Source organism: Streptomyces hawaiiensis, from assembly GCF_004803895.1.
GTDB classification, from domain to species: Bacteria; Actinomycetota; Actinomycetes; order Streptomycetales; family Streptomycetaceae; genus Streptomyces; species Streptomyces hawaiiensis.
In genome coordinates, this window is sequence record NZ_CP021978.1 from 4408377 (window position 1) to 4427589 (window position 19213).

Consider the following 19213-nt stretch of genomic DNA (forward strand, 5'->3'; position numbering starts at 1 on the left):
GAGGTCGGCGAAACGACCATGCACGTCACGCATCTGTCGCTGGCCGACTTCCGCTCGTACCCCCGGGTCGAGGTCCCGCTCGACCCCGGGGTGACGGCCTTCGTCGGGCCGAACGGGCAGGGCAAGACCAACCTCGTCGAGGCCGTCGGCTATCTCGCCACCCTCGGCAGCCACCGGGTCTCCTCCGATGCCCCCCTGGTCCGCATGGGTGCCGAACGCGCGATCATCCGGGCCCAGGTCCGGCAGGGGGAACGGCAGCAGCTGGTCGAGCTGGAGCTGAACCCGGGGCGCGCCAACCGGGCCCGCATCAACAGGTCCACGCAGGTCAGGCCGCGTGACGTGCTGGGGATCGTCCGGACGGTGCTGTTCGCGCCCGAGGATCTCGCGCTGGTCAAGGGCGACCCCGGTGAGCGGCGCCGTTTCCTCGACGAGCTGATCACCGCGCGCTCCCCGCGCATGGCCGGGGTCCGCTCCGACTACGACCGGGTCCTCAAGCAGCGCAACACCCTGCTGAAGTCGGCAGCGCTGGCCCGTCGGCACGGCGGTCGCGCCATGGACATGTCCACCCTCGACGTGTGGGACCAGCATCTCGCGCGCGCTGGTGCCGAGTTGCTCGCCCAGCGCTTGGACCTGATCGCCACGATCCAGCCGCTGGCCGACAAGGCCTACGAGCAACTCGCGCCCGGCGGCGGCCCGGTCGCGCTGGAGTACAAGCCGTCCGCGCCGGGCGAGGCACACACCCGCGATGACCTCTACGAACAGCTGATGGCGGCGCTCGCCGAGGCCCGCAAGCAGGAGATCGAGCGCGGCGTCACGCTGATCGGCCCGCACCGGGACGACCTTCAGCTCAAGCTCGGCCAGCTCCCCGCCAAGGGCTACGCCTCCCACGGCGAGTCCTGGTCCTACGCGCTGGCGCTGCGCCTGGCCTCGTACGACCTCCTCAGAGCAGAGGGCAACGAGCCGGTGCTGGTGCTCGACGACGTCTTCGCGGAGCTGGACACCCGCCGCCGTGAGCGCCTCGCCGAGCTGGTCGCGCCCGGCGAGCAGGTCCTGGTGACGGCCGCGGTCGACGACGACGTACCGCATGTGCTGTCCGGGACGCGGTTCGCCGTGTCCGAGGGGACGGTGGAGCGCGTATGACGGAGAACACACCCGGCGGCACCCCCAAGCCCTCCAAGCCCCCCGAGCCCTCCGGCGTCGACCTCGCGCGTGTGGCGCTGCGCGCCGCCAAGGACGCCGCGCGCGCGCGTGGGGACGCGGCGCAGCAGAAGAAGCAGTCGCGCCGCGGCGGTGGTCTGCGCTCCGGCGCGCGCGCGGACGGGCGCGACCCGATGGCGCTCGGCTCCGCGATCAACCGGCTGATCACCGAACGCGGCTGGGAGGCGCCGGCCGCCGTGGGCGGTGTGATGGGCCGCTGGCCGCAGATCGTCGGCGAGGACGTGGCCAAGCACTGTGAGCCGGAGCGGTACGACGAGGACGAACGTGTCCTGACGGTGCGCTGCGACTCGACGGCCTGGGCGACGAACCTCCGGCTGCTCGCGCCCACGCTGGTCGCGCGCCTCAACGAGGACCTGGGCCAGGGCAGGGTGAAGCTGATCAAGGTGCAGGGCCCCGGCGGCCCCGCGCGCCGCTATGGGCCCCTGCGTGCCCCCGGCAGCACCGGCCCGGGCGACACCTACGGCTGATCGGCACTGGTTTCCCAGCCGTACCTGCAGCTCATCGGCACTGGTTTCCCACCTGTCGACAGCACGTGACCGACATCACATCGAGAGCTTCCGCCTGCCCTTTCGAAGCGTCGGCGGCCGTCCCGTCGTGTGCCCGCACGCGGTTGCGAATCGCGACCTGACTCCGAAGTAGCCAAGGGTTGACGGCCGGAAGCTCTGAGTGCCTCCGTGAGCCTCTTGGAGCCCCCATCCGTATATCGGGAGTCGGACAAGACCCGTCGAGGGCGGCACATGCGGACTCAGGTACCGGCAAACCCCCATCAGTGTCAGTGCTACCGGTAGACTGGAAGCAATCCCGCCCCAATCGTGGGGACCGTCCGGGAAAAGCTGAGCAACGCTGATCAAGGCTTACCAACGCAACATGCCGCAGCCGCTCCGGCAACCCGCCGACGAGCCTGGCTCGTGCTGTGCCAGAAAGGGCGCTTCGTGGCCGATTCCGGCAACCCCAACGAGAACATCCCGTCCACCGACGCAGGCGTGACCAGCGAGGCGATCACCTCCAACGGCGAGGTCACCGCCTCGTACGACGCCAGTGCCATCACCGTCCTCGAGGGTCTGGACGCGGTCCGCAAGCGACCCGGCATGTACATCGGCTCGACCGGTGAGCGCGGCCTGCACCACCTGGTGCAGGAGGTCGTGGACAACTCCGTCGACGAGGCGCTGGCCGGTCACGCGGACACCATCGACGTGACGATCCTCGCCGACGGCGGTGTCAGGGTCGTCGACAACGGCCGTGGCATCCCGGTGGGCATCGTCCCGTCCGAGGGCAAGCCCGCCGTCGAGGTCGTGCTGACCGTGCTGCACGCGGGCGGCAAGTTCGGCGGCGGCGGTTACGCGGTCTCCGGTGGTCTGCACGGCGTGGGTGTCTCCGTCGTCAACGCCCTGTCCACGAAGGTCGCCGTGGAGGTCAGGACGGACGGCTACCGCTGGACGCAGGACTACAAGCTGGGTGTCCCCACGGCACCGCTCGCTCGACACGAGGCCACCGAAGAGACCGGCACGTCGGTCACCTTCTGGGCAGACAGCGACATCTTCGAGACCACCGACTACTCCTTCGAGACGCTCTCCCGGCGCTTCCAGGAGATGGCGTTCCTCAACAAGGGCCTGAAGATCAACCTCACCGACGAGCGCGAGTCGGCGAAGGCCACCGCCGGTGCGGACGAGGCGGGCGAGGACGAGAAGCACGAGGTCAAGAGCGTCTCGTACCACTACGAGGGCGGCATCGTCGACTTCGTGAAGTACCTCAACTCCCGCAAGGGAGACCTGGTGCACCCCACTGTGATCGACCTGGAGGCCGAGGACAGGGACAAGAGCCTGTCCCTCGAGGTCGCCATGCAGTGGAACGGCGGCTACACCGAGGGCGTGTACTCCTTCGCCAACATCATCCACACCCACGAGGGCGGTACGCACGAAGAGGGCTTCCGCTCCGCGCTGACCTCGCTGATCAACAAGTACGCGCGCGACAAGAGGCTGCTGCGCGAGAAGGACGACAACCTCACGGGTGACGACATCCGCGAGGGCCTGACGGCGATCATCTCGGTCAAGCTGAGCGAGCCCCAGTTCGAGGGCCAGACGAAGACCAAGCTGGGCAACACCGAGGTGAAGACCTTCGTGCAGAAGGTCGTCTACGAGCACCTCGCGGACTGGCTGGACCGTAACCCGAACGAGGCCGCGGACATCATCCGCAAGGGCATCCAGGCGGCCACCGCGCGCGTGGCGGCCCGCAAGGCCCGTGACCTCACCCGCCGCAAGGGCCTGCTGGAGACCGCGTCCCTGCCGGGCAAGCTCTCCGACTGCCAGTCGAACGATCCCATCAAGTGCGAGATCTTCATCGTCGAGGGTGACTCCGCCGGCGGCTCGGCCAAGTCCGGCCGCAACCCGCAGTACCAGGCGATCCTCCCGATCCGCGGCAAGATCCTGAACGTCGAGAAGGCGCGGATCGACAAGATCCTGCAGAACCAGGAGATCCAGGCGCTGATCTCGGCCTTCGGCACCGGAGTCCATGAGGACTTCGACATCGAGAAGCTGCGCTATCACAAGATCATCCTGATGGCGGACGCCGACGTCGACGGCCAGCACATCAACACCCTGCTGCTGACCTTCCTGTTCCGTTTCATGCGCCCTCTGGTCGAGGCCGGGCACGTGTACCTCTCCCGCCCGCCGCTCTACAAGATCAAGTGGGGCAAGGACGACTTCGAGTACGCGTACTCCGACCGCGAGCGCGATGCCCTGATCGAGATGGGCCGCAACGCGGGCAAGCGCATCCGCGACGACTCCGTGCAGCGCTTCAAGGGTCTCGGCGAGATGAACGCCGAGGAACTGCGCATCACGACCATGGACCAGGAGCACCGCGTCCTCGGCCAGGTCACCCTCGACGACGCCGCCCAGGCCGACGACCTGTTCTCGGTCCTCATGGGCGAGGACGTCGAGGCCCGTCGCGCGTTCATCCAGCGCAACGCCAAGGACGTCCGCTTCCTCGACATCTGAGTCGGTCTCAGCTGACCGCACCAGGAAGGATCTTCACCAGCAATGACCGACGAGAACACTCCCGTGACGACGCCCGAGGGTGAAGCCCTGGCCATGCGCGTCGAGCCCGTCGGGCTCGAGACGGAGATGCAGCGCTCGTACCTCGACTACGCGATGTCCGTCATCGTCTCGCGTGCGCTGCCGGACGTCCGTGACGGCCTCAAGCCCGTCCACCGCCGTGTGCTGTACGCCATGTACGACGGCGGCTACCGCCCCGAGCGCGGCTTCTACAAGTGCGCCCGCGTCGTCGGCGACGTCATGGGCAACTACCACCCGCACGGCGACTCCTCGATCTATGACGCGCTGGTCCGCCTCGCCCAGTCCTGGTCGATGCGCATGCCGCTCGTCGACTCCAACGGCAACTTCGGCTCCCCGGGCAACGACCCGGCCGCGGCCATGCGGTACACCGAGTGCAAAATGGCGCCGCTGTCGATGGAGATGGTCCGCGACATCGACGAGGAGACCGTCGACTTCACGGACAACTACGACGGCCGCTCCCAGGAGCCGACCGTCCTGCCGGCCCGCTTCCCGAACCTGCTGATCAACGGCTCGGCCGGTATCGCGGTCGGCATGGCGACCAACATCCCGCCGCACAACCTGCGCGAGGTCGCCTCCGGCGCCCAGTGGTACCTGGAGAACCCCGAGGCCTCGCACGAGGAGCTGCTCGACGCGCTCATCGAGCGCATCAAGGGCCCGGACTTCCCGACCGGCGCGCTCGTCGTCGGCCGCCGGGGCATCGAGGAGGCGTACCGCACCGGCCGCGGCTCCATCACCATGCGCGCCGTCGTCGAGGTCGAGGAGATCCAGAACCGCCAGTGCCTGGTGGTCACCGAACTCCCGTACCAGGTCAACCCGGACAACCTCGCCCAGAAGATCGCCGACCTGGTCAAGGACGGCAAGATCGGCGGCATCGCGGACGTCCGTGACGAGACCTCCTCGCGCACCGGCCAGCGCCTGGTCATCGTGCTGAAGCGGGACGCGGTCGCCAAGGTCGTGCTGAACAACCTGTACAAGCACACCGACCTGCAGACCAACTTCGGCGCCAACATGCTGGCCCTGGTGGACGGCGTGCCGCGCACGCTCTCGCTCGACGCGTTCATCCGCCACTGGGTGACCCACCAGATCGAGGTCATCGTCCGTCGTACGCGCTTCCGGCTGCGCAAGGCCGAGGAGCGGGCGCACATCCTGCGCGGTCTGCTGAAGGCCCTGGACGCCATCGACGAGGTCATCGCGCTGATCCGGCGCAGCGACACCGTCGACATCGCCCGCGGCGGCCTGATGAGCCTGCTGGAGATCGACGAGATCCAGGCCAACGCGATCCTCGAGATGCAGCTGCGGCGACTGGCCGCCCTGGAGCGCCAGAAGATCGTTCAGGAGCACGACGAGCTCCAGGCGAAGATCAACGAGTACACCGAGATCCTCGCCTCCCCGGTCCGCCAGCGCGGCATCGTCAGCGCCGAACTGGCCGCGATCGTCGAGAAGTTCGGCGACGACCGCAAGACGATGCTGGTGCCCTACGACGGCGACATGTCCATGGAGGACCTGATCGCCGAGGAGGACATCGTCGTCACGGTCACGCGGGGCGGCTACATCAAGCGCACCAAGACCCACGACTACCGGGCCCAGAAGCGCGGCGGCAAGGGCGTACGCGGCACGAAGCTCAAGGAAGACGACATCGTCGACCACTTCTTCGTGTCCACCACGCACCACTGGCTGCTGTTCTTCACCAACAAGGGCCGCGTCTACCGCGTGAAGGGCTACGAGCTGCCCGACGCCGGCCGGGACGCGCGCGGTCAGCACGTGGCGAACCTGCTCGCCTTCCAGCCGGACGAGGCGATCGCCGAGATCCTGGCGATCCGCGACTACGAGGCGGTTCCCTACCTCGTGCTCGCCACCAAGGCCGGACTTGTGAAGAAGACGCCTCTGAAGGATTACGATTCGCCCCGTTCCGGCGGTGTGATCGCCATCAACCTTCGTGAGGGTCAGGACGGGTCGGACGACGAACTGATCGGAGCTGAACTGGTCTCGGCGGACGACGATCTGCTTCTGATCAGCAAAAAGGCGCAGTCGATCAGGTTCACCGCATCGGACGACACCCTGCGTCCCATGGGCCGTGCCACCTCGGGTGTCAAGGGCATGAGCTTCCGTGAGGGCGACGAGCTGCTCTCGATGAATGTTGTTCGACCCGGTACGTTCGTGTTCACTGCCACAGACGGCGGGTACGCGAAGCGGACCAACGTCGACGAGTACCGCGTCCAGGGTCGCGGCGGCCTCGGCATCAAGGCCGCCAAGATCGTCGAGGACCGTGGATCCCTCGTCGGCGCGCTGGTGGTCGAGGAGACCGACGAGATCCTCGCCATCACGCTGTCGGGCGGTGTGATTCGTACGCGAGTCAACGAGATCAGGGAAACCGGCCGTGACACCATGGGCGTCCAACTGATCAATCTGGGCAAGCGCGATGCCGTCGTGGGCATCGCTCGCAACGCCGAGGCGGGACGCGAGGCGGAGGAGGTCGACGGCGACGTGGTCGTCGACGACACCGCCGAGGGTGCCGCTGTCACCGGCACGGACGAGGGTGAGGCGCCCTCGGCCGAGTAGGCATGAGGAGTGAGTCAGCGTGAGCGGAGCCACGGGCGCCGGACCGACCGGTACCTCCAGGGGTACGGAAGCGGACGACGGCGGCCGTGGCTCCGCCGCGCGTGCGGCGGACCCGCACACGACCAACCTGAAGGCGATCAAGTCCCCGACCAAGGACGCGCCCTCGCCTGACTCGCATGGATCCCAGGGGGGAACTGTGACGGACACCCGAGGTCCGCAGACCAAGCAGCACAAGACCGGCGCGGGCCCGTCCGCCTCAGGCGCGCAGCCGCAGCCGGCCGCGCAGGAGCCGGCCACGGCCTCGCCCCTGCCCGGGGAACGGCAGACGCAGCAGCCGGCCGGGCCGTACCACCCGCCGCAGGCCTACCCGGCGCAGCAGGCGGCAACCGGTGCGGGCGCCGGTACCGACACCGGCGCCGTACGGCGGCCCCGCACGGGGGCGCGCACCACGCCGCGCGTCCGCAAGGCGCGGCTGCGGGTGGCGAAGGCCGACCCGTGGTCGGTGATGAAGGTCAGCTTCCTGCTCTCCATCGCCCTGGGCATCTGCACGATCGTCGCGTCCGCCGTGCTGTGGATGGTCATGGACGCGATGGGCGTCTTCTCGACGGTCGGCGGCACGATCTCCGAGGCCACCGGCTCGAACGAGTCCAACGGCTTCGACCTGCAGGCCTTCCTGTCGCTGCCCAACGTCCTGCTGTTCGCGTCGGTCATCGCGGTCATCGACGTCGTCCTGGCGACGGCCCTCGCGACGCTCGGCGCGTTCATCTACAACCTTTCCGCGGGCTTCGTGGGCGGTGTCGAGCTGACGCTCGCCGAGGACGAGTGACGTCCTCTGACGTTGTCCCGACAACCGATTTTGGGACTGCCCATGTCGTGCGCTAATCTTCAGGAGTCAGCGCGCGGGACATACCGCAGAGCGCGGCGGGGCTATAGCTCAGTTGGTTAGAGCGCATCCCTGATAAGGATGAGGCCACAGGTTCAAATCCTGTTAGCCCCACCAGCATGAAACCCCCAGCCAGTCATGGTTGGGGGTTTTTGGCATCTACGGCCGACATCAGCCATCGCTCCGCTGGCGTTGCTCGCCGGTCAGGCCTACCTGGAGCGGAGGCCGCCGACGCACGGAGGCCGGATCAAGCGCCGGGGCCGGATCAAGCGCGGGGGCCGGATGAAGCGCGGGGGCCGGATGAAGCGGGACATGCGTAAGCCCGGCGGCTCTCTCGAGCTGCCGGGCTCTGTACGCGGGATCGCCAGGACGTTGTACCGGGGTTCAGCGCCGCAGGGGCGTGAGATGGTCCGGTTCGGCGTCGGGGTCCTCGTCGGTGCAGTCGGTGCCGGGGGAGGCCGCCGTGTCCGCGGGTGAGCGGTGCCGGCAGCGGGGGGTCTTGCCGTGGGCCTCGGCACGGATGCGCTGCTTCATCGTGGGGGGCAGGGCCCTGGGTGAGGACCGGGGGAATGTCGCCGGTGCCGCCGTCCGCTGCTGCGGGATACTCGCGCCGTTGCCGTTGCCGTTGCTGTTGCTCTTCTGCTCGGTCTGCGGTACGGCCGCGGCGGCGGTCGTGGTGACGAATCCGAGCGCCGTGCACAGCGCGAGGAAGGCGGTGACGATGGCGGTCCACACCTTCATGACCTTGTTCCGGGCCATGGCCCCTCACTTTCGGGTTGGGCGATTTGCGTACTTTCCTCATGATGTGTATGCGGGCCGAGAAGTGGTGGATCTGCGCCCGTGGCGCGTCGATGTTCAGATGAACAACACCCGGATGGGCGCAAGAGCGGAGAAAAGGTGAGGAGAGCGGCGAAAGGAGATCAAAGTAACCCTCCGTCGGAGTGTGATCACCCTCCGATCGGAGCGGTGAACTCCGCTTCTACCCCGGTTCCCGGGACGGGAGTTGAGGGGCCGACTCAGGTCACCGATCGGTATCGGTCGGTGTGTATAGTCGGGCGCCAGAGGTCCCCTACGTCAAGGAAAGACGAGGTCGCGCGGTGAAGAAGCTTCTCCTGGTCGCACTGGCCGCCATCGGCGGGCTCCTCGTGTACCGCCAGATCCAGGCGGATCGCGCCGAGCAGGATCTGTGGACGGAGGCGACTGACTCCGTGCCCACGGGTTCGTGAGTCACGACAACCCAGACCGAACAGACCCCGGCCGCCTCGCGGTCGGGGTTTTGTGTGCCGAGGGCCGGTCGTGAACCCGGCCGGCGCGGCAGGATGGGCCACGGCTTCAGGGCTTCGTGGTCCGGCGACGGTGAGGGGTGGCACGTGAGGGGACGGTGTCGTACGGCGTGGGGGCGGCGCGCGGGGGCGTGGCGCGGCCGTCCGGCGGTGGCCGTGCGCGTGGGCGCCGCGGCCGTGATGCTGGGGGCGACAGCGGCCGTGGTGCCGGGGCAGGCCGCCGCTGCCGGAGAGGCCTCCGGCAGGCCGGGCCCGTACGCCTTCGCCGACGGAGCGCAGAGCGTCGAGGGAGCGAGGAGCACCGGGGACGCCGCCGCCCTGAAGCCCGGCGGGGCCTACAAGAGCTCCCTGCCGAGCAGCGGCAAGGTCAGTTACCGCCTCGAACTCGACGCCGCGTCGAACGCGTACGTCTCCGTCACCGCCGTCCCCTCCCCCGGCAGCACCGTCTCCGTCATCGACGGGATCAAGGTGTCCGTGCAGGACGCCGAGGGCAACACCTGCTCCGTCGACACCGCGAGTTTCGGGGCCTCCCGCAGCCCCCACCCCATCGCGGCGTGGGGCAGACGCGAGACCGGCAGGCCGCTGTGCCAGAAGGCCGGTGCGTACTTCGTGACCGTCGAGCGCGTCGACCCCGAGGGCGAGGGCTCCTCGCCGGACACCTGGGATCTGGAACTCGTCGCCCTGACGGAACCGCGGACGGCGAAGGCCGGGGCGACCACCGCCCCCGAGGTGTGGAACTCCGCCACGCCCCAGCCGCTCCAGGGAGAGTCCGAGCGCCGGAAGGGCGGCGCGGGCTTCACCAGGGCGACCCCTCTCGACCAGGGGGTCTGGCGGGACGACATCCGGCCCGGCCAGACACTCTTCTACGAGGTGCCGGTCGACTGGGGACAGCAGGTCTCCGTGACCGCCGACCTCGGCAGCTCGGGCTCCGGCGTCACCGGCTACACGTCCGACGCGCTACATCTGGCCCTCTACAACCCCGCGCGCGGTCAGGTCGCCGACGTGGGCGTCGGCTACGACGGCGGCCAGAAGTCCGGGAGCCTGCCTCCCCTGCCGCCGGTGGACCACGCCAACCGCTACGCCGCCGCCGCGCAGGTGAGCGCGCTGCGCTTCGCCGGTTCCCACTACCTCGTCGCCCATCTCGCGGAGGACGTCGCCGACACCTTCGGGGACGGGCCGTTCGCCCTGACGTTGCGCGTCAGGGTGAGCGGGGAGCCGCGGGGCGGGCCCGAGTACGCGGGGGAGTCCGAGCCGAAGGGCGTCTTCGAGGTCTCGGACCAGGACCGGGAGGCGGCCGCACAGGGCGTGGCCACGGGCGATGACACCGCCATGAGGGCGCTCGCCGTGGGCGGCATCGGCACCGGGAGCGCGGTGCTGGTGGGACTCGGGGTGTGGACCGTGGTGGCTCGGCGGAGGAACGCCGCGTAGGGCGGGCGCCGTGCCCCTTGTAAGGGCCTCAGATCTGGGTCAGGGCCCAGAAGCCCGCCGCGTAGCAGGCCAGCGCGAGGAGCAGCAGCGGCACCGCCACCTTGGCCGGCGGCCCGGGGCGGGAGGGCCGTTGCGCCCGGTGCCGTGACGGCGTCTGGCCGATCGGCGGGGTCTGCGGGGTCCGGGCGGTGTACGAGGCTGTGGAGGCGTCCGTGCGGTACTGCTCCGCAGGGGGCAGGGGCGGGCCGGAGTACACCGGTGGGAGTGGCTGGGCGGGCGACAGCCGGTGCGTGGGGTCGTAAGGGAGGACGGGCTGCTGCCGGGGCGGTGCCTCCGCGTGCTGCCCGGGGGCCGGGGACGAGGTGACGGTGGCCTGCGGGGGCGGCAGATGGAAGCTGCCGGTGTCCGACATCGAAGGCGGCCGGGCGGGGCCGGCCGACGGGTCGGGGGTCCGCCGTGGGTCGTTCGGTACCGCGTACGGGTGCGGCTCGGCGTGCTGCCCGCCGGGCACCGACGGCTCGCCCTCGTCATCACTCTGCCGAAGCCGCTCCTCGCCCGCCTTCGAGGAGTCGGACAGCTCCTCTCGCGGCCCCAGCCCCTTCGCCCGCTCCAGCGGCCCCTCGGGGGCGAACCCCCGGGGAAGCGGGCCGAGTTGGTCGAAGATCTCGATCAGCTCGTCGTCCGGGCCCGGGTCCGGGAGGAGCTCCGCGGCGGCGGCGAGTGCCTTGCGCGCCCCTGTGGCCGTGCGGAACCGCGCCCCCGGATCCGGTTGGAGCAACATGGCCACCACCTGCCACAGCGGCTCCGGGATGCCCTTGGGCGCGCCGGGAGTCCCGTGCTCGGCGAAGTACTGGATGAGCGCCTTGCTGTCCGGCTTGGCGCCCTCCAGCAGATACAGCGCGACCAGTCCCACGGCGAACAGATCGGCGGGGAAATCCGGTTCGGCGCCCATCATCTGCTCGGGCGCGAGATAACCGGGCGTCCCCACCACGAGGTTGGTCTCCGTCAGGCGGGGCTCGCCCAGCCGCATCGCGATGCCGAAGTCGGACAGCCGCAGCCGCGGCCGGGCCGTACCGGTGGCCTCCAGCAGCACGTTGGCGGGTTTGACGTCACGGTGCACCACACCCTCCGCGTGCACCGCGGCCAGGCCCGCCAGCAACTGGTCGAGCAGGGTGCAGACGAAGGCCGGCGGGAGGGGACCGTAGTCCCCGACGAGGTGGACGAGTGATCCGCCCGCGACCAGGTCCATGGTGAACAGGACCTTGTCGTCGTCGGCGGCCCAGCTGGTGGGGGCGAGCACGTGGGGGTGGTCGATGCGCAGGGCCTGTTCCCGGACGAAGCGCAGCAGCGAGTGCGCGTCGCTCTGGAGCAGGACCTTGGCGGCCACGTAGCGACGGCGGCGGTGATCCCAGGCCCGCCAGACGGCGCCGACCCCTCCACGTCCGATCGGGTCGACCAGTTCGTACCGGCCGGCGAAGACCTCACCCATGGCTGTACGTCGCTCCTCCCCCTGCGGCTTCCCCCCTTGCTTCCCCCTCGGTGAGCACTACGACTCCCCGACGGGCGAAACAGCTCCCCCGACGCCCCCGTTGAGCGATACGTCCCCCTCGCGTCGACCGGTCCCCCGTACGGAACACGCCCCCTCGTGCCCGCCCGTACCGTGACGCATCCCCCGTCACCTCACCCACGCCCGCTGCCGAACCCCCTTCGGCGGCAGGGCGATGGGATCAGCTCTGGTGGGACTGGTAGTGCGCGACGGCGTCCGAGGTGCGGCCGGCGCCGTAGACCCGGAGGAACTCTGCCAGTTCCGGATGGGTCGGGGCGAGGGTGTCGGCGGCGTCGATGATGTCGCCCGCCGCCGCGACCGACCGCAGCAGCGACTGGATCTCGCGCACGACGCGCTTGACCGTGGGCGCCCCCGAACTGCTCGTCGTCTGTGTGGTGTTGCTGAGCACCGACCCCCCCTGTGACTTCTTGATCTCCTCCATGCGCTCGGTGGCCTCGGCCGCGCTCACGCTGCCGTCCGCGACCTGCCCGGCCAGATCCTGCAGCAGCTGCACCCGCTGCACCACGGCCGGGTTGCCGATCTTCGCCCGCTGACCGCTCATCAGCTGCGACAGCATCGGTGCGGACAGTCCCAGAACCCCCGCGAGACGAGCCTGGTTGAGACCAAGATCGTCGATGAGCCTACGGAAGAGCGCCCCCAGCGGCTCCCCGTACCAGTTCCGCTGCAGTTCCCGCGCTCTTGCGGTCGCTTCCTGCTGTGCGGCGTCCATTGCGTCTCCCCATCGCTTCCCCATGTACGGCGGTTCGCGGTAGCGAACCACGCCGAGCATCTTACGGAGAGTGGTCGGCGACGGGGACCCCCAATCTTTTTGCGGAACCACGGGGGTGACCCGGTACTCTGGTCTCCGACGCCCGCCGGGACGCGGTTTCTCCGGTCGGACGTCCCCTTCCGGGGCCTTAGCTCAGTTGGTAGAGCGCTGTCTTTGCATGGCAGATGTCAGGGGTTCGACTCCCCTAGGCTCCACGCTTTGAGAGCCCCTTTGACCTGGGGAAACCTGGGTCAGAGGGGCTCTTTGTGTGCGCGGATCCGTGGCGTCGGGCGGGCTGGGGAGCCGTCGGCGCCTGCGATGAACCTGATCCGGGCGTTGTGTTGTCAGGTGCATTCCGGCGGGCGTCCGCCCCCCTCCGTGTCTCCGGGCTGCATCAGGAACGGCCGTGCCGGCTCCTCTTGGTGTGCGGGGGCTCCCGCCCGGCCTCTGGCCCTACCGCCCGCTCGCGGCGGGGAGGCCGACCTCCGCCGAGTGCGTAGAGGAGACACTTTCTTGCACTCCTATTGCATCTGCACGTGCAGATATGCGGAATGAAACGCTCCACCGGCCCCCTCCGCCCGCCTGGATCAGGGATCCGGCCGCAGGGCACGGGAAGGCTGACTGGAAGCGCTATCTGCGCCAGAGGCGCGGCAATCGATGCCGTTTCGGAAAAGATCGATCACATAGGGACATGGATCCATCAATGATGGTCATTATTGACTTCCGGAAAAGTCACGTGCGATCCGCAGTGGGAGGGGTCAAGACGGGTGTGTTTAATGGGTGTTGCTGCAGGCTCAACAAATCCCACTGTTGCATTGGCCGAACGCGTGGCGGGCCTTTCAGGGGACCGCTACTGTGGCGACGGCAACAGGGAAACGACCCTGTACAGCTCCGTACACGCAAATGCCCCAGGGTGGTAAGGCACCCCGGGGCATGCGCGATCAATGAAAGGAGAAACACTTCACGTGATCGGTAGGTTTGGCCGAGGCTGGTTCGATGCCCCCTCGGCCGATAGCGAAGTTAGCATTTGGCGCCAGTACGGTCCACAAATTCGCCGGATGACCATCTGGAGAGTGGAGCTGGGTCTCGGTCTGTTCCTGGCGGCCGGAGTGCTGGCGTGGCTCGGCGTACGGGAGCCCGACTGGGCCGCCATGAGTGTGGCGACCGGCGTCCTGGGCGTCGCCCTGCGTAGTCGCTCCTCCATCCGCTACATGCGCGTTCGCATCGAATGAGGGCGGGGCCGGCCTCGTTTCCAGCCGGAGGCGGGGCCGGCCCTCCGGTGCGCGCTCGGTCGCCCGACCGCCCGACCGCGCGACCGCCCGACCGTGCGTCCGCGCGACCGTGCGTCCGCGCGACCGTGCGTCCGGAAGCCAGGGGCCCGATCGCCCGATCGTGGCCTGTCGTTGCCCCAAGTACGCCCCTACCATGGGCAGTTCACCCAGGACGCTGTCCGGGTGCCGCTTCGGGGAGGACGTATGGGCCATTACACGCCGACCGACCGTGAGATCGATGTCACGACCCCGAGTGTGGCTCGCATGTACGACTGGCTGCTCGGGGGGTCCGACAACTACGCGAGTGACCGGGAGGCGTGCGACCACCTGCTGCGGATTGCTCCCAGCAGCAAGGAACTCGCCCTGACCAACCGCGCCTTCCTGCGACGGGTGGTCCGCTTCCTGGCCGAGGAGTGCGAGATCCGGCAGTTCATCGATCACGGATCGGGCCTGCCCACGCAGGACAACGTGCACCAGATCGCGCAGAAGGCGGACCCGCAGGCACGGGTGGTCTACGTGGACGACGACCCCATCGTTCTCGCGCACGGCCGCACCATGCTGGAGGAGAACGCCCAGACGGCGGTGCTGTGCGCTGACATGCGTAGGACCGAGTACATCTTCGAACACAGCGACACCAAGCGGCTGATCGACCCGACCAAGCCCACCGCGGCCCTGTTCGTCTCCGTCCTGCACTGTCTCCCGGACGAGAAGGATCCCGCCGCGCTTCTGCGTGACGTGGCGAGTCGGCTGGCCCCGGGAAGTTACATGGTGGTCTGCCAACTCGTCAGCGACGACAGAGCGGTGCGGGACGGTGTCACGAACCTGATGGTGACCGCGACCGGGGGGCGGTGGGGACGCGTACGCTCCAAAGCCGAGGTCACGGAGTTCTTGCGGGACTGGAGGCCGGTGGAACCAGGGTTGGTCGAAGTGAGCCAATGGCGACCCGACTCCCAGCCGACAGTATGGAAGCAGGGAAACGAGTGGGAGGAATGGGGCGGCGTTGTCGCCCTGTGAAAGCAGGTGCCGACGACCCCGCGAAATCTGAAATTCAGCGGTACCTCTCGATGGCCTCGCGCAGCAGTTCCTCCGTGCGTTCCCGGGAAGCCGCCCGTTTCATCAGGCGATTCAACACCAGCCTGTAGCGCTCCGTCTCTTCCGGCCGGGTCAGGTACGTGGCGCTGCCGATGCTCTCGACATAGACCACTTCCGCCGGCCGGCCGTCCCGCAGCCGCAGGTGCGTGATCGGGTACGGCGGTGAGACATCACCGCTGTTGACGAATTCGACGATCCGGATATTGGTCTTGGGGACCTGTCCCAGGGCCAGCAGTTGCTCCATCTGCCGTCTCATGACGCGCCGACCTCCGCGAGGCCGATGAAGCACGCCTTCGTCCAGCAGGGCCGTGAGCGCGGGCCGATCCGGCTGCCTCAGAATCCGTTGCCTGTCCAGCCGCAGAGCGACCCGCCGCTCGTTCTCGGCGTCCATCGGAAGGGCGGCGGAGATCACCGCGCGTGCGTACTCACGAGTCTGCAGCAAGCCCGGTACGACGAGAGCCTCGTACATGATGATCCGCTCAGCTCCCTGCTCGAGGCTTATCAGCCTCTTGAGGAAGTCCGGCGTGACATCGCTGTACTGCGTGTACCAGGCGCCGTTAGAGGACTGGGAGAGCAGATACTCGATCTCTGCCAGCTCTTCGCGGCCGGCCCGGTAGAAGGCCGCGAGATCACGGACGTCCCGAGCCTTGGGCTGGGTGGCGGCCCGCTCGAGACGGCTGATCTTCGCGGCGGAAGCGCGGATCGTCACCGCTGCTTCACTCAACGTCACACCGCGCTGGAGGCGCAGTCTGCGCAGGCGCTCGCCGAGAAGGCGTGCTGCGGGATCCGGCTGTGACTGCTGCCGCGAGGGCATCGACGCCGCCGGCCCATCAGATCCCACGCGCACGCACACTCCTCTGCGAGATCAACGCTTGTCCGAGTCTCGCAGAGCGGAGAACCCGATGGGACCGGACAAGCGTTGTTCCGCGCCGGGCTACGCGGTCAGTCCGTCGAACTCACCATCCCGGGCACCGGTCACAAAGGCTGCCAACTCCTGCCGCGTGTACACCAGGGCAGGCCCCGAAGGGTGCCGTGAGTTCCGGACGGCGACGCGCCCGTCGGGGAGCCCGGCGACTTCAACGCAGTTGCCCGCCCCTTGACTTGCCGTGCTCTTGATCCACAGGGCGCCCTCGATCCGGTCGGCGGGAACACCGTTGTTGTACTGCATGTACATCTCCTCCGACAGTCATACGCTTGCAATTTCGCGTGCAATTGCACGACGGATGAGCTGTCACGATAGAGGCCGCACACCGTCTGGAAAATCCCTCACACGGGTGTCTCGCGAGTCCGGAGCACCTGCCTGACCTGGAGGGCCCCGGGTGACAGCACGGCGGGGCAGGAGACCCTCAAGTCTCCTGCCCCGCCGAACTGTTGGATCCGGCGCTCTCAGGAACGGTCGTCGCGCCGGGCGGCCTCTTCCTCGGCCTGCTTGGCCTCGACCTCCGGGTCCAGGACCGACTGGCCCGTGCCGTCCACGGACGACAGGTGCCCCGACTCGGGGACCTCCGTCGCGGCCGGCGGCTCCACCAGCCAGTCCGGATTGGCCTGCTTGTCCCACCACTTCCACGCGGCGAAGGCGCCGCCCGCGAGGGCGCCCAGAAGCACCAGCGTCTTCATGGCCTTGCCGGCCTTGGCCCGCCGTTCGTGCTTACGGACCAGCTTCTGGATCTCCTTGGACGAAACCTGGCCGCGCAGCGCGGCCACGGCGGCCGCACTCCGGGCCGCGGCCTCGGACGTGACGGGCACGGCCGCGGCCATCGCCTGCTCGATCCTCGGCCTGGAGTACTCCGCCGCCTGGCGGGCGGCCTTGCGGGTGCGGTCGGCGGCGTCCTGGGCGGCCTGGTCGACCTTCGGCGGCACATGGGTGCGGGCCTGCTCCAGATAGGGCTGCACATGGGCGCCGTACTGGACACGTGCCTGACCTGCGGCCTGCGTCACCTTGGGCGCCAGCCGTACGCGGGCCTCGTGTGCGTAGTGCGCGGCCCTGTCCTTGGCCGTGTCGGCGTAGGGCGCCACCACTTCCGCGGCGTGCAGCACGCTGTCCTTCGCCGAACCAGTCGCGGCGCGCACGCTGTCGATGCGGGTCACGGGTTCCTCCTCCTCGGTGGCGTACGGTATTTCGACTTTCCACCCTTTTACGGATCATGCCTCCCGACGCACGACCAGGCATGCGCGGGAGGGCATCCGGGTCACGGGAACCGGCATCCAGCGCCGATCACGTGCAATAGCGGATGAATAGGGGGCAACAGGAGCTTGTCGTCGACAATGCCACGGATCGCAGCCGAGCGCCCCCGCCCCGGGGCTACTCGACCGGTTTTCTGCCCGCGCCCGCCGAGGGTTTCCCCCCGCTGCACCGAGGCCGGGCGACGCGTGGGCCCGTCCATGCGAGGATCAGGGAGTCACAGAAAGACAACGGAAGGCAGATCGTGGCTGAGCAGCTCTACGCCACCCTGAAGACCAATCACGGCGACATCGAGGTCCGGCTCCTGCCGAACCACGCGCCCAAGACGGTCAAGAACTTCGTCGAGCTCGCCCAGGGCGAGCGGGAGTGGACCCACCCGGAGACGGGGCAGAAGTCCACGGACAAGCTCTACGACGGCACGGTCTTCCACCGGGTGATCAGTGGCTTCATGATCCAGGGCGGTGACCCGCTGGGCAACGGCACCGGCGGCCCCGGCTACCAGTTCGAGGACGAGTTCCACCCGGACCTGCGCTTCGACAAGCCCTACCTGCTGGCGATGGCCAACGCCGGCCCGGGCACCAACGGCTCGCAGTTCTTCATCACCGTCTCCCCGACGGCGTGGCTGAACCGCAAGCACACCATCTTCGGCGAGGTCACCGACGGGGCCAGCCAGAAGATCGTGGACACCATCGCCACGGCCCAGACGAACCCGCGCACCGACCGCCCGCTGAACGACGTGGTCATCGAGTCGGTCGTCATCGAGACCCGCTGAGCGCGAAGGCTCCCGCAGGGAACCAATCGCCCCGCTCATCCGTAAGGATGAGCGGGGCGGGCTTTTCTCACACGACCTAGGGGAGACCATGGACGACCAGGCTGCGGGCAGCCCGCAGGACGCCCACAGCGTCCCCATGTGCTACCGCCACCCTGACCGCGAGACGGGCATCCGCTGCACGCGCTGCGAGCGCCCGATCTGCCCCGAGTGCATGGTCAACGCCTCCGTCGGCTTCCATTGCCCCGAGTGCGTCCGTACCGGCTCCGGCACGGGTCATCCGCCCACGGCCGCCATGCCCCGGACGATCGCGGGCGGCTCCATCGCCGCCGATCCCCGGCTGCTGACCAAGATCCTCATCGGGATCAACCTGGCCGTGTTCATCGCCGTCCAGGTCCACGAGTCGCTGTTGAACGACATCGTGCTGCTCGGCGCCTGGCCGCCGGCGCCTTTCACGCCCACCCAGGGCGTGGCGGGAGGCGAGTGGTACCGCATGGTGACGTCGATGTTCACCCACCAGGAGATCTGGCACATCGCGTTCAACATGCTCAGCTTGTGGTGGCTCGGCGGTCCGCTCGAAGCGGCGCTCGGCCGCGTCCGCTATCTCGTGCTCTACTTCATCTCCGGACTCGCGGGCAGCGCGCTGGCCTACCTCCTGGCGTCTGCGAACACGGCGACCCTGGGTGCCTCCGGCGCGATCTTCGGGCTCTTCGGCGCGACGGCCGTACTGATGCGCCGGCTCAACTACGACATGCGGCCGATCATCGCGCTGCTGGTGATCAACCTGATCTTCACCTTCAGCCCGGGGTTCAACATCTCCTGGCAGGCCCACATCGGTGGCCTGGTCGCCGGTGTCGTCGTCGGATACGCCATGGTCCACGCCCCGCGCGAGCGCCGGGCACTGGTCCAGTACGGCACCTGCGCCCTGGTCCTGGGAGTGGTCGTGCTCATGACCATGTTGAGGACGGCGCAGCTCGCCTGAGCAGGCGTTGTCCACAGCGGGTGCCGGATCTTGTGCATACAGTGCGGGAACATGTGTGCCCCCTGTCACCGACCCGCGTTCCCGCAGGTCAGGCAGGGGGCGAACATGTTTTCGAGTGCCAGTACTTCCGTCATACCGGCGTCAACGTCCCGTGAGTTAT

General features: G+C 68.7%; 17 protein-coding genes and 2 tRNA genes. 13 read left to right on the plus strand and 6 right to left on the minus strand.

The window, feature by feature from the left end; translation table 11 throughout:
* Nucleotides 1-18 precede the first annotated feature (18 nt).
* The 6 genes from recF (at nucleotide 19) to CEB94_RS20320 (ending at nucleotide 7848) form a co-directional block, all read left to right on the plus strand.
* The gene (recF, locus tag CEB94_RS20295; protein WP_175433571.1) at nucleotides 19-1140 is read left to right on the plus strand and encodes a DNA replication/repair protein RecF; all 1122 of its coding nucleotides are present in this window, start codon (nucleotides 19-21) and stop codon (nucleotides 1138-1140) included.
* Nucleotides 1137-1685: a DciA family protein gene (locus CEB94_RS20300; protein WP_175433572.1), complete on the plus strand. Its 549-nt coding sequence runs from the start codon at nucleotides 1137-1139 to the stop codon at nucleotides 1683-1685. The genes recF and CEB94_RS20300 overlap by 4 nt, the downstream gene beginning before the upstream one ends.
* A gap of 465 nt (nucleotides 1686-2150) precedes the next feature.
* Complete coding sequence (gene gyrB, locus CEB94_RS20305) at nucleotides 2151-4211, plus strand: DNA topoisomerase (ATP-hydrolyzing) subunit B (RefSeq protein ID WP_175433573.1); 2061 nt, start codon at nucleotides 2151-2153, stop codon at nucleotides 4209-4211.
* A 42-nt stretch (nucleotides 4212-4253) separates the two neighbouring features.
* A complete protein-coding gene (gyrA, locus tag CEB94_RS20310; protein ID WP_175433574.1) occupies nucleotides 4254-6848 on the plus strand; it encodes a DNA gyrase subunit A in 2595 nt (864 codons plus the stop codon).
* A 19-nt stretch (nucleotides 6849-6867) separates the two neighbouring features.
* On the plus strand, nucleotides 6868-7674 hold the full coding sequence (locus CEB94_RS20315) for a DUF3566 domain-containing protein (RefSeq protein WP_175433575.1): 807 nt from the start codon (nucleotides 6868-6870) through the stop codon (nucleotides 7672-7674).
* 97 nt (nucleotides 7675-7771) lie between these two features.
* Nucleotides 7772-7848 (plus strand) — tRNA-Ile (locus CEB94_RS20320).
* Between the two features lie 267 nt (nucleotides 7849-8115).
* Here the strand turns inward: CEB94_RS20320 and CEB94_RS20325 are convergent.
* Nucleotides 8116-8490 (minus strand): DUF6344 domain-containing protein, encoded by a 375-nt coding sequence (locus CEB94_RS20325; RefSeq protein WP_175433576.1) that lies wholly within the window; start codon nucleotides 8488-8490, stop codon nucleotides 8116-8118.
* Between the two features lie 338 nt (nucleotides 8491-8828).
* On the opposite strand from CEB94_RS20325, the gene CEB94_RS20330 reads away from it, so the two are divergent.
* The gene (locus tag CEB94_RS20330; protein ID WP_003999697.1) at nucleotides 8829-8957 is read left to right on the plus strand and encodes a DLW-39 family protein; all 129 of its coding nucleotides are present in this window, start codon (nucleotides 8829-8831) and stop codon (nucleotides 8955-8957) included.
* Between the two features lie 237 nt (nucleotides 8958-9194).
* Complete coding sequence (locus CEB94_RS20335) at nucleotides 9195-10442, plus strand: hypothetical protein (protein WP_425472550.1); 1248 nt, start codon at nucleotides 9195-9197, stop codon at nucleotides 10440-10442.
* A gap of 28 nt (nucleotides 10443-10470) precedes the next feature.
* Here CEB94_RS20335 and CEB94_RS20340 read toward each other — a convergent pair whose 3' ends face one another.
* Both CEB94_RS20340 and CEB94_RS20345 read right to left on the minus strand, forming a co-directional pair.
* Nucleotides 10471-11931 (minus strand): serine/threonine-protein kinase, encoded by a 1461-nt coding sequence (locus tag CEB94_RS20340; RefSeq protein WP_175433578.1) that lies wholly within the window; start codon nucleotides 11929-11931, stop codon nucleotides 10471-10473.
* Nucleotides 11932-12169: 238 nt separating this feature from the next.
* On the minus strand, nucleotides 12170-12718 hold the full coding sequence (locus CEB94_RS20345) for a helix-turn-helix domain-containing protein (protein WP_175433579.1): 549 nt from the start codon (nucleotides 12716-12718) through the stop codon (nucleotides 12170-12172).
* Nucleotides 12719-12899: 181 nt separating this feature from the next.
* Here CEB94_RS20345 and CEB94_RS20350 point away from each other — a divergent pair.
* The 3 genes from CEB94_RS20350 (at nucleotide 12900) to CEB94_RS20360 (ending at nucleotide 15042) form a co-directional block, all read left to right on the plus strand.
* Nucleotides 12900-12972, plus strand: a tRNA-Ala gene (locus tag CEB94_RS20350).
* Between the two features lie 843 nt (nucleotides 12973-13815).
* Nucleotides 13816-13989 (plus strand): hypothetical protein, encoded by a 174-nt coding sequence (locus CEB94_RS20355; RefSeq protein WP_175433580.1) that lies wholly within the window; start codon nucleotides 13816-13818, stop codon nucleotides 13987-13989.
* 243 nt (nucleotides 13990-14232) lie between these two features.
* Nucleotides 14233-15042, plus strand: coding sequence for an SAM-dependent methyltransferase (locus CEB94_RS20360; RefSeq protein WP_175433581.1), 810 nt, complete (start codon nucleotides 14233-14235; stop codon nucleotides 15040-15042).
* 34 nt (nucleotides 15043-15076) lie between these two features.
* Here CEB94_RS20360 and CEB94_RS20365 read toward each other — a convergent pair whose 3' ends face one another.
* The 3 genes from CEB94_RS20365 to CEB94_RS20375 form a co-directional block, all read right to left on the minus strand.
* Nucleotides 15077-15967, minus strand: a complete 891-nt coding sequence (locus CEB94_RS20365) for a DUF5753 domain-containing protein (protein WP_175433582.1) — start codon at nucleotides 15965-15967, stop codon at nucleotides 15077-15079.
* 87 nt (nucleotides 15968-16054) lie between these two features.
* Nucleotides 16055-16288: a DUF397 domain-containing protein gene (locus tag CEB94_RS20370; protein ID WP_218945911.1), complete on the minus strand. Its 234-nt coding sequence runs from the start codon at nucleotides 16286-16288 to the stop codon at nucleotides 16055-16057.
* 218 nt (nucleotides 16289-16506) lie between these two features.
* Nucleotides 16507-17208, minus strand: coding sequence for a DUF5324 family protein (locus tag CEB94_RS20375; RefSeq protein WP_175433584.1), 702 nt, complete (start codon nucleotides 17206-17208; stop codon nucleotides 16507-16509).
* 338 nt (nucleotides 17209-17546) lie between these two features.
* Between CEB94_RS20375 and CEB94_RS20380 the strand changes: the two genes are divergently transcribed.
* Nucleotides 17547-18074: a peptidylprolyl isomerase gene (locus CEB94_RS20380; protein ID WP_175433585.1), complete on the plus strand. Its 528-nt coding sequence runs from the start codon at nucleotides 17547-17549 to the stop codon at nucleotides 18072-18074.
* Between the two features lie 88 nt (nucleotides 18075-18162).
* Entirely contained in the window at nucleotides 18163-19053 is an 891-nt protein-coding gene (locus tag CEB94_RS20385; protein WP_175433586.1) for a rhomboid family intramembrane serine protease, read from the plus strand.
* Nucleotides 19054-19213 lie beyond the last annotated feature (160 nt).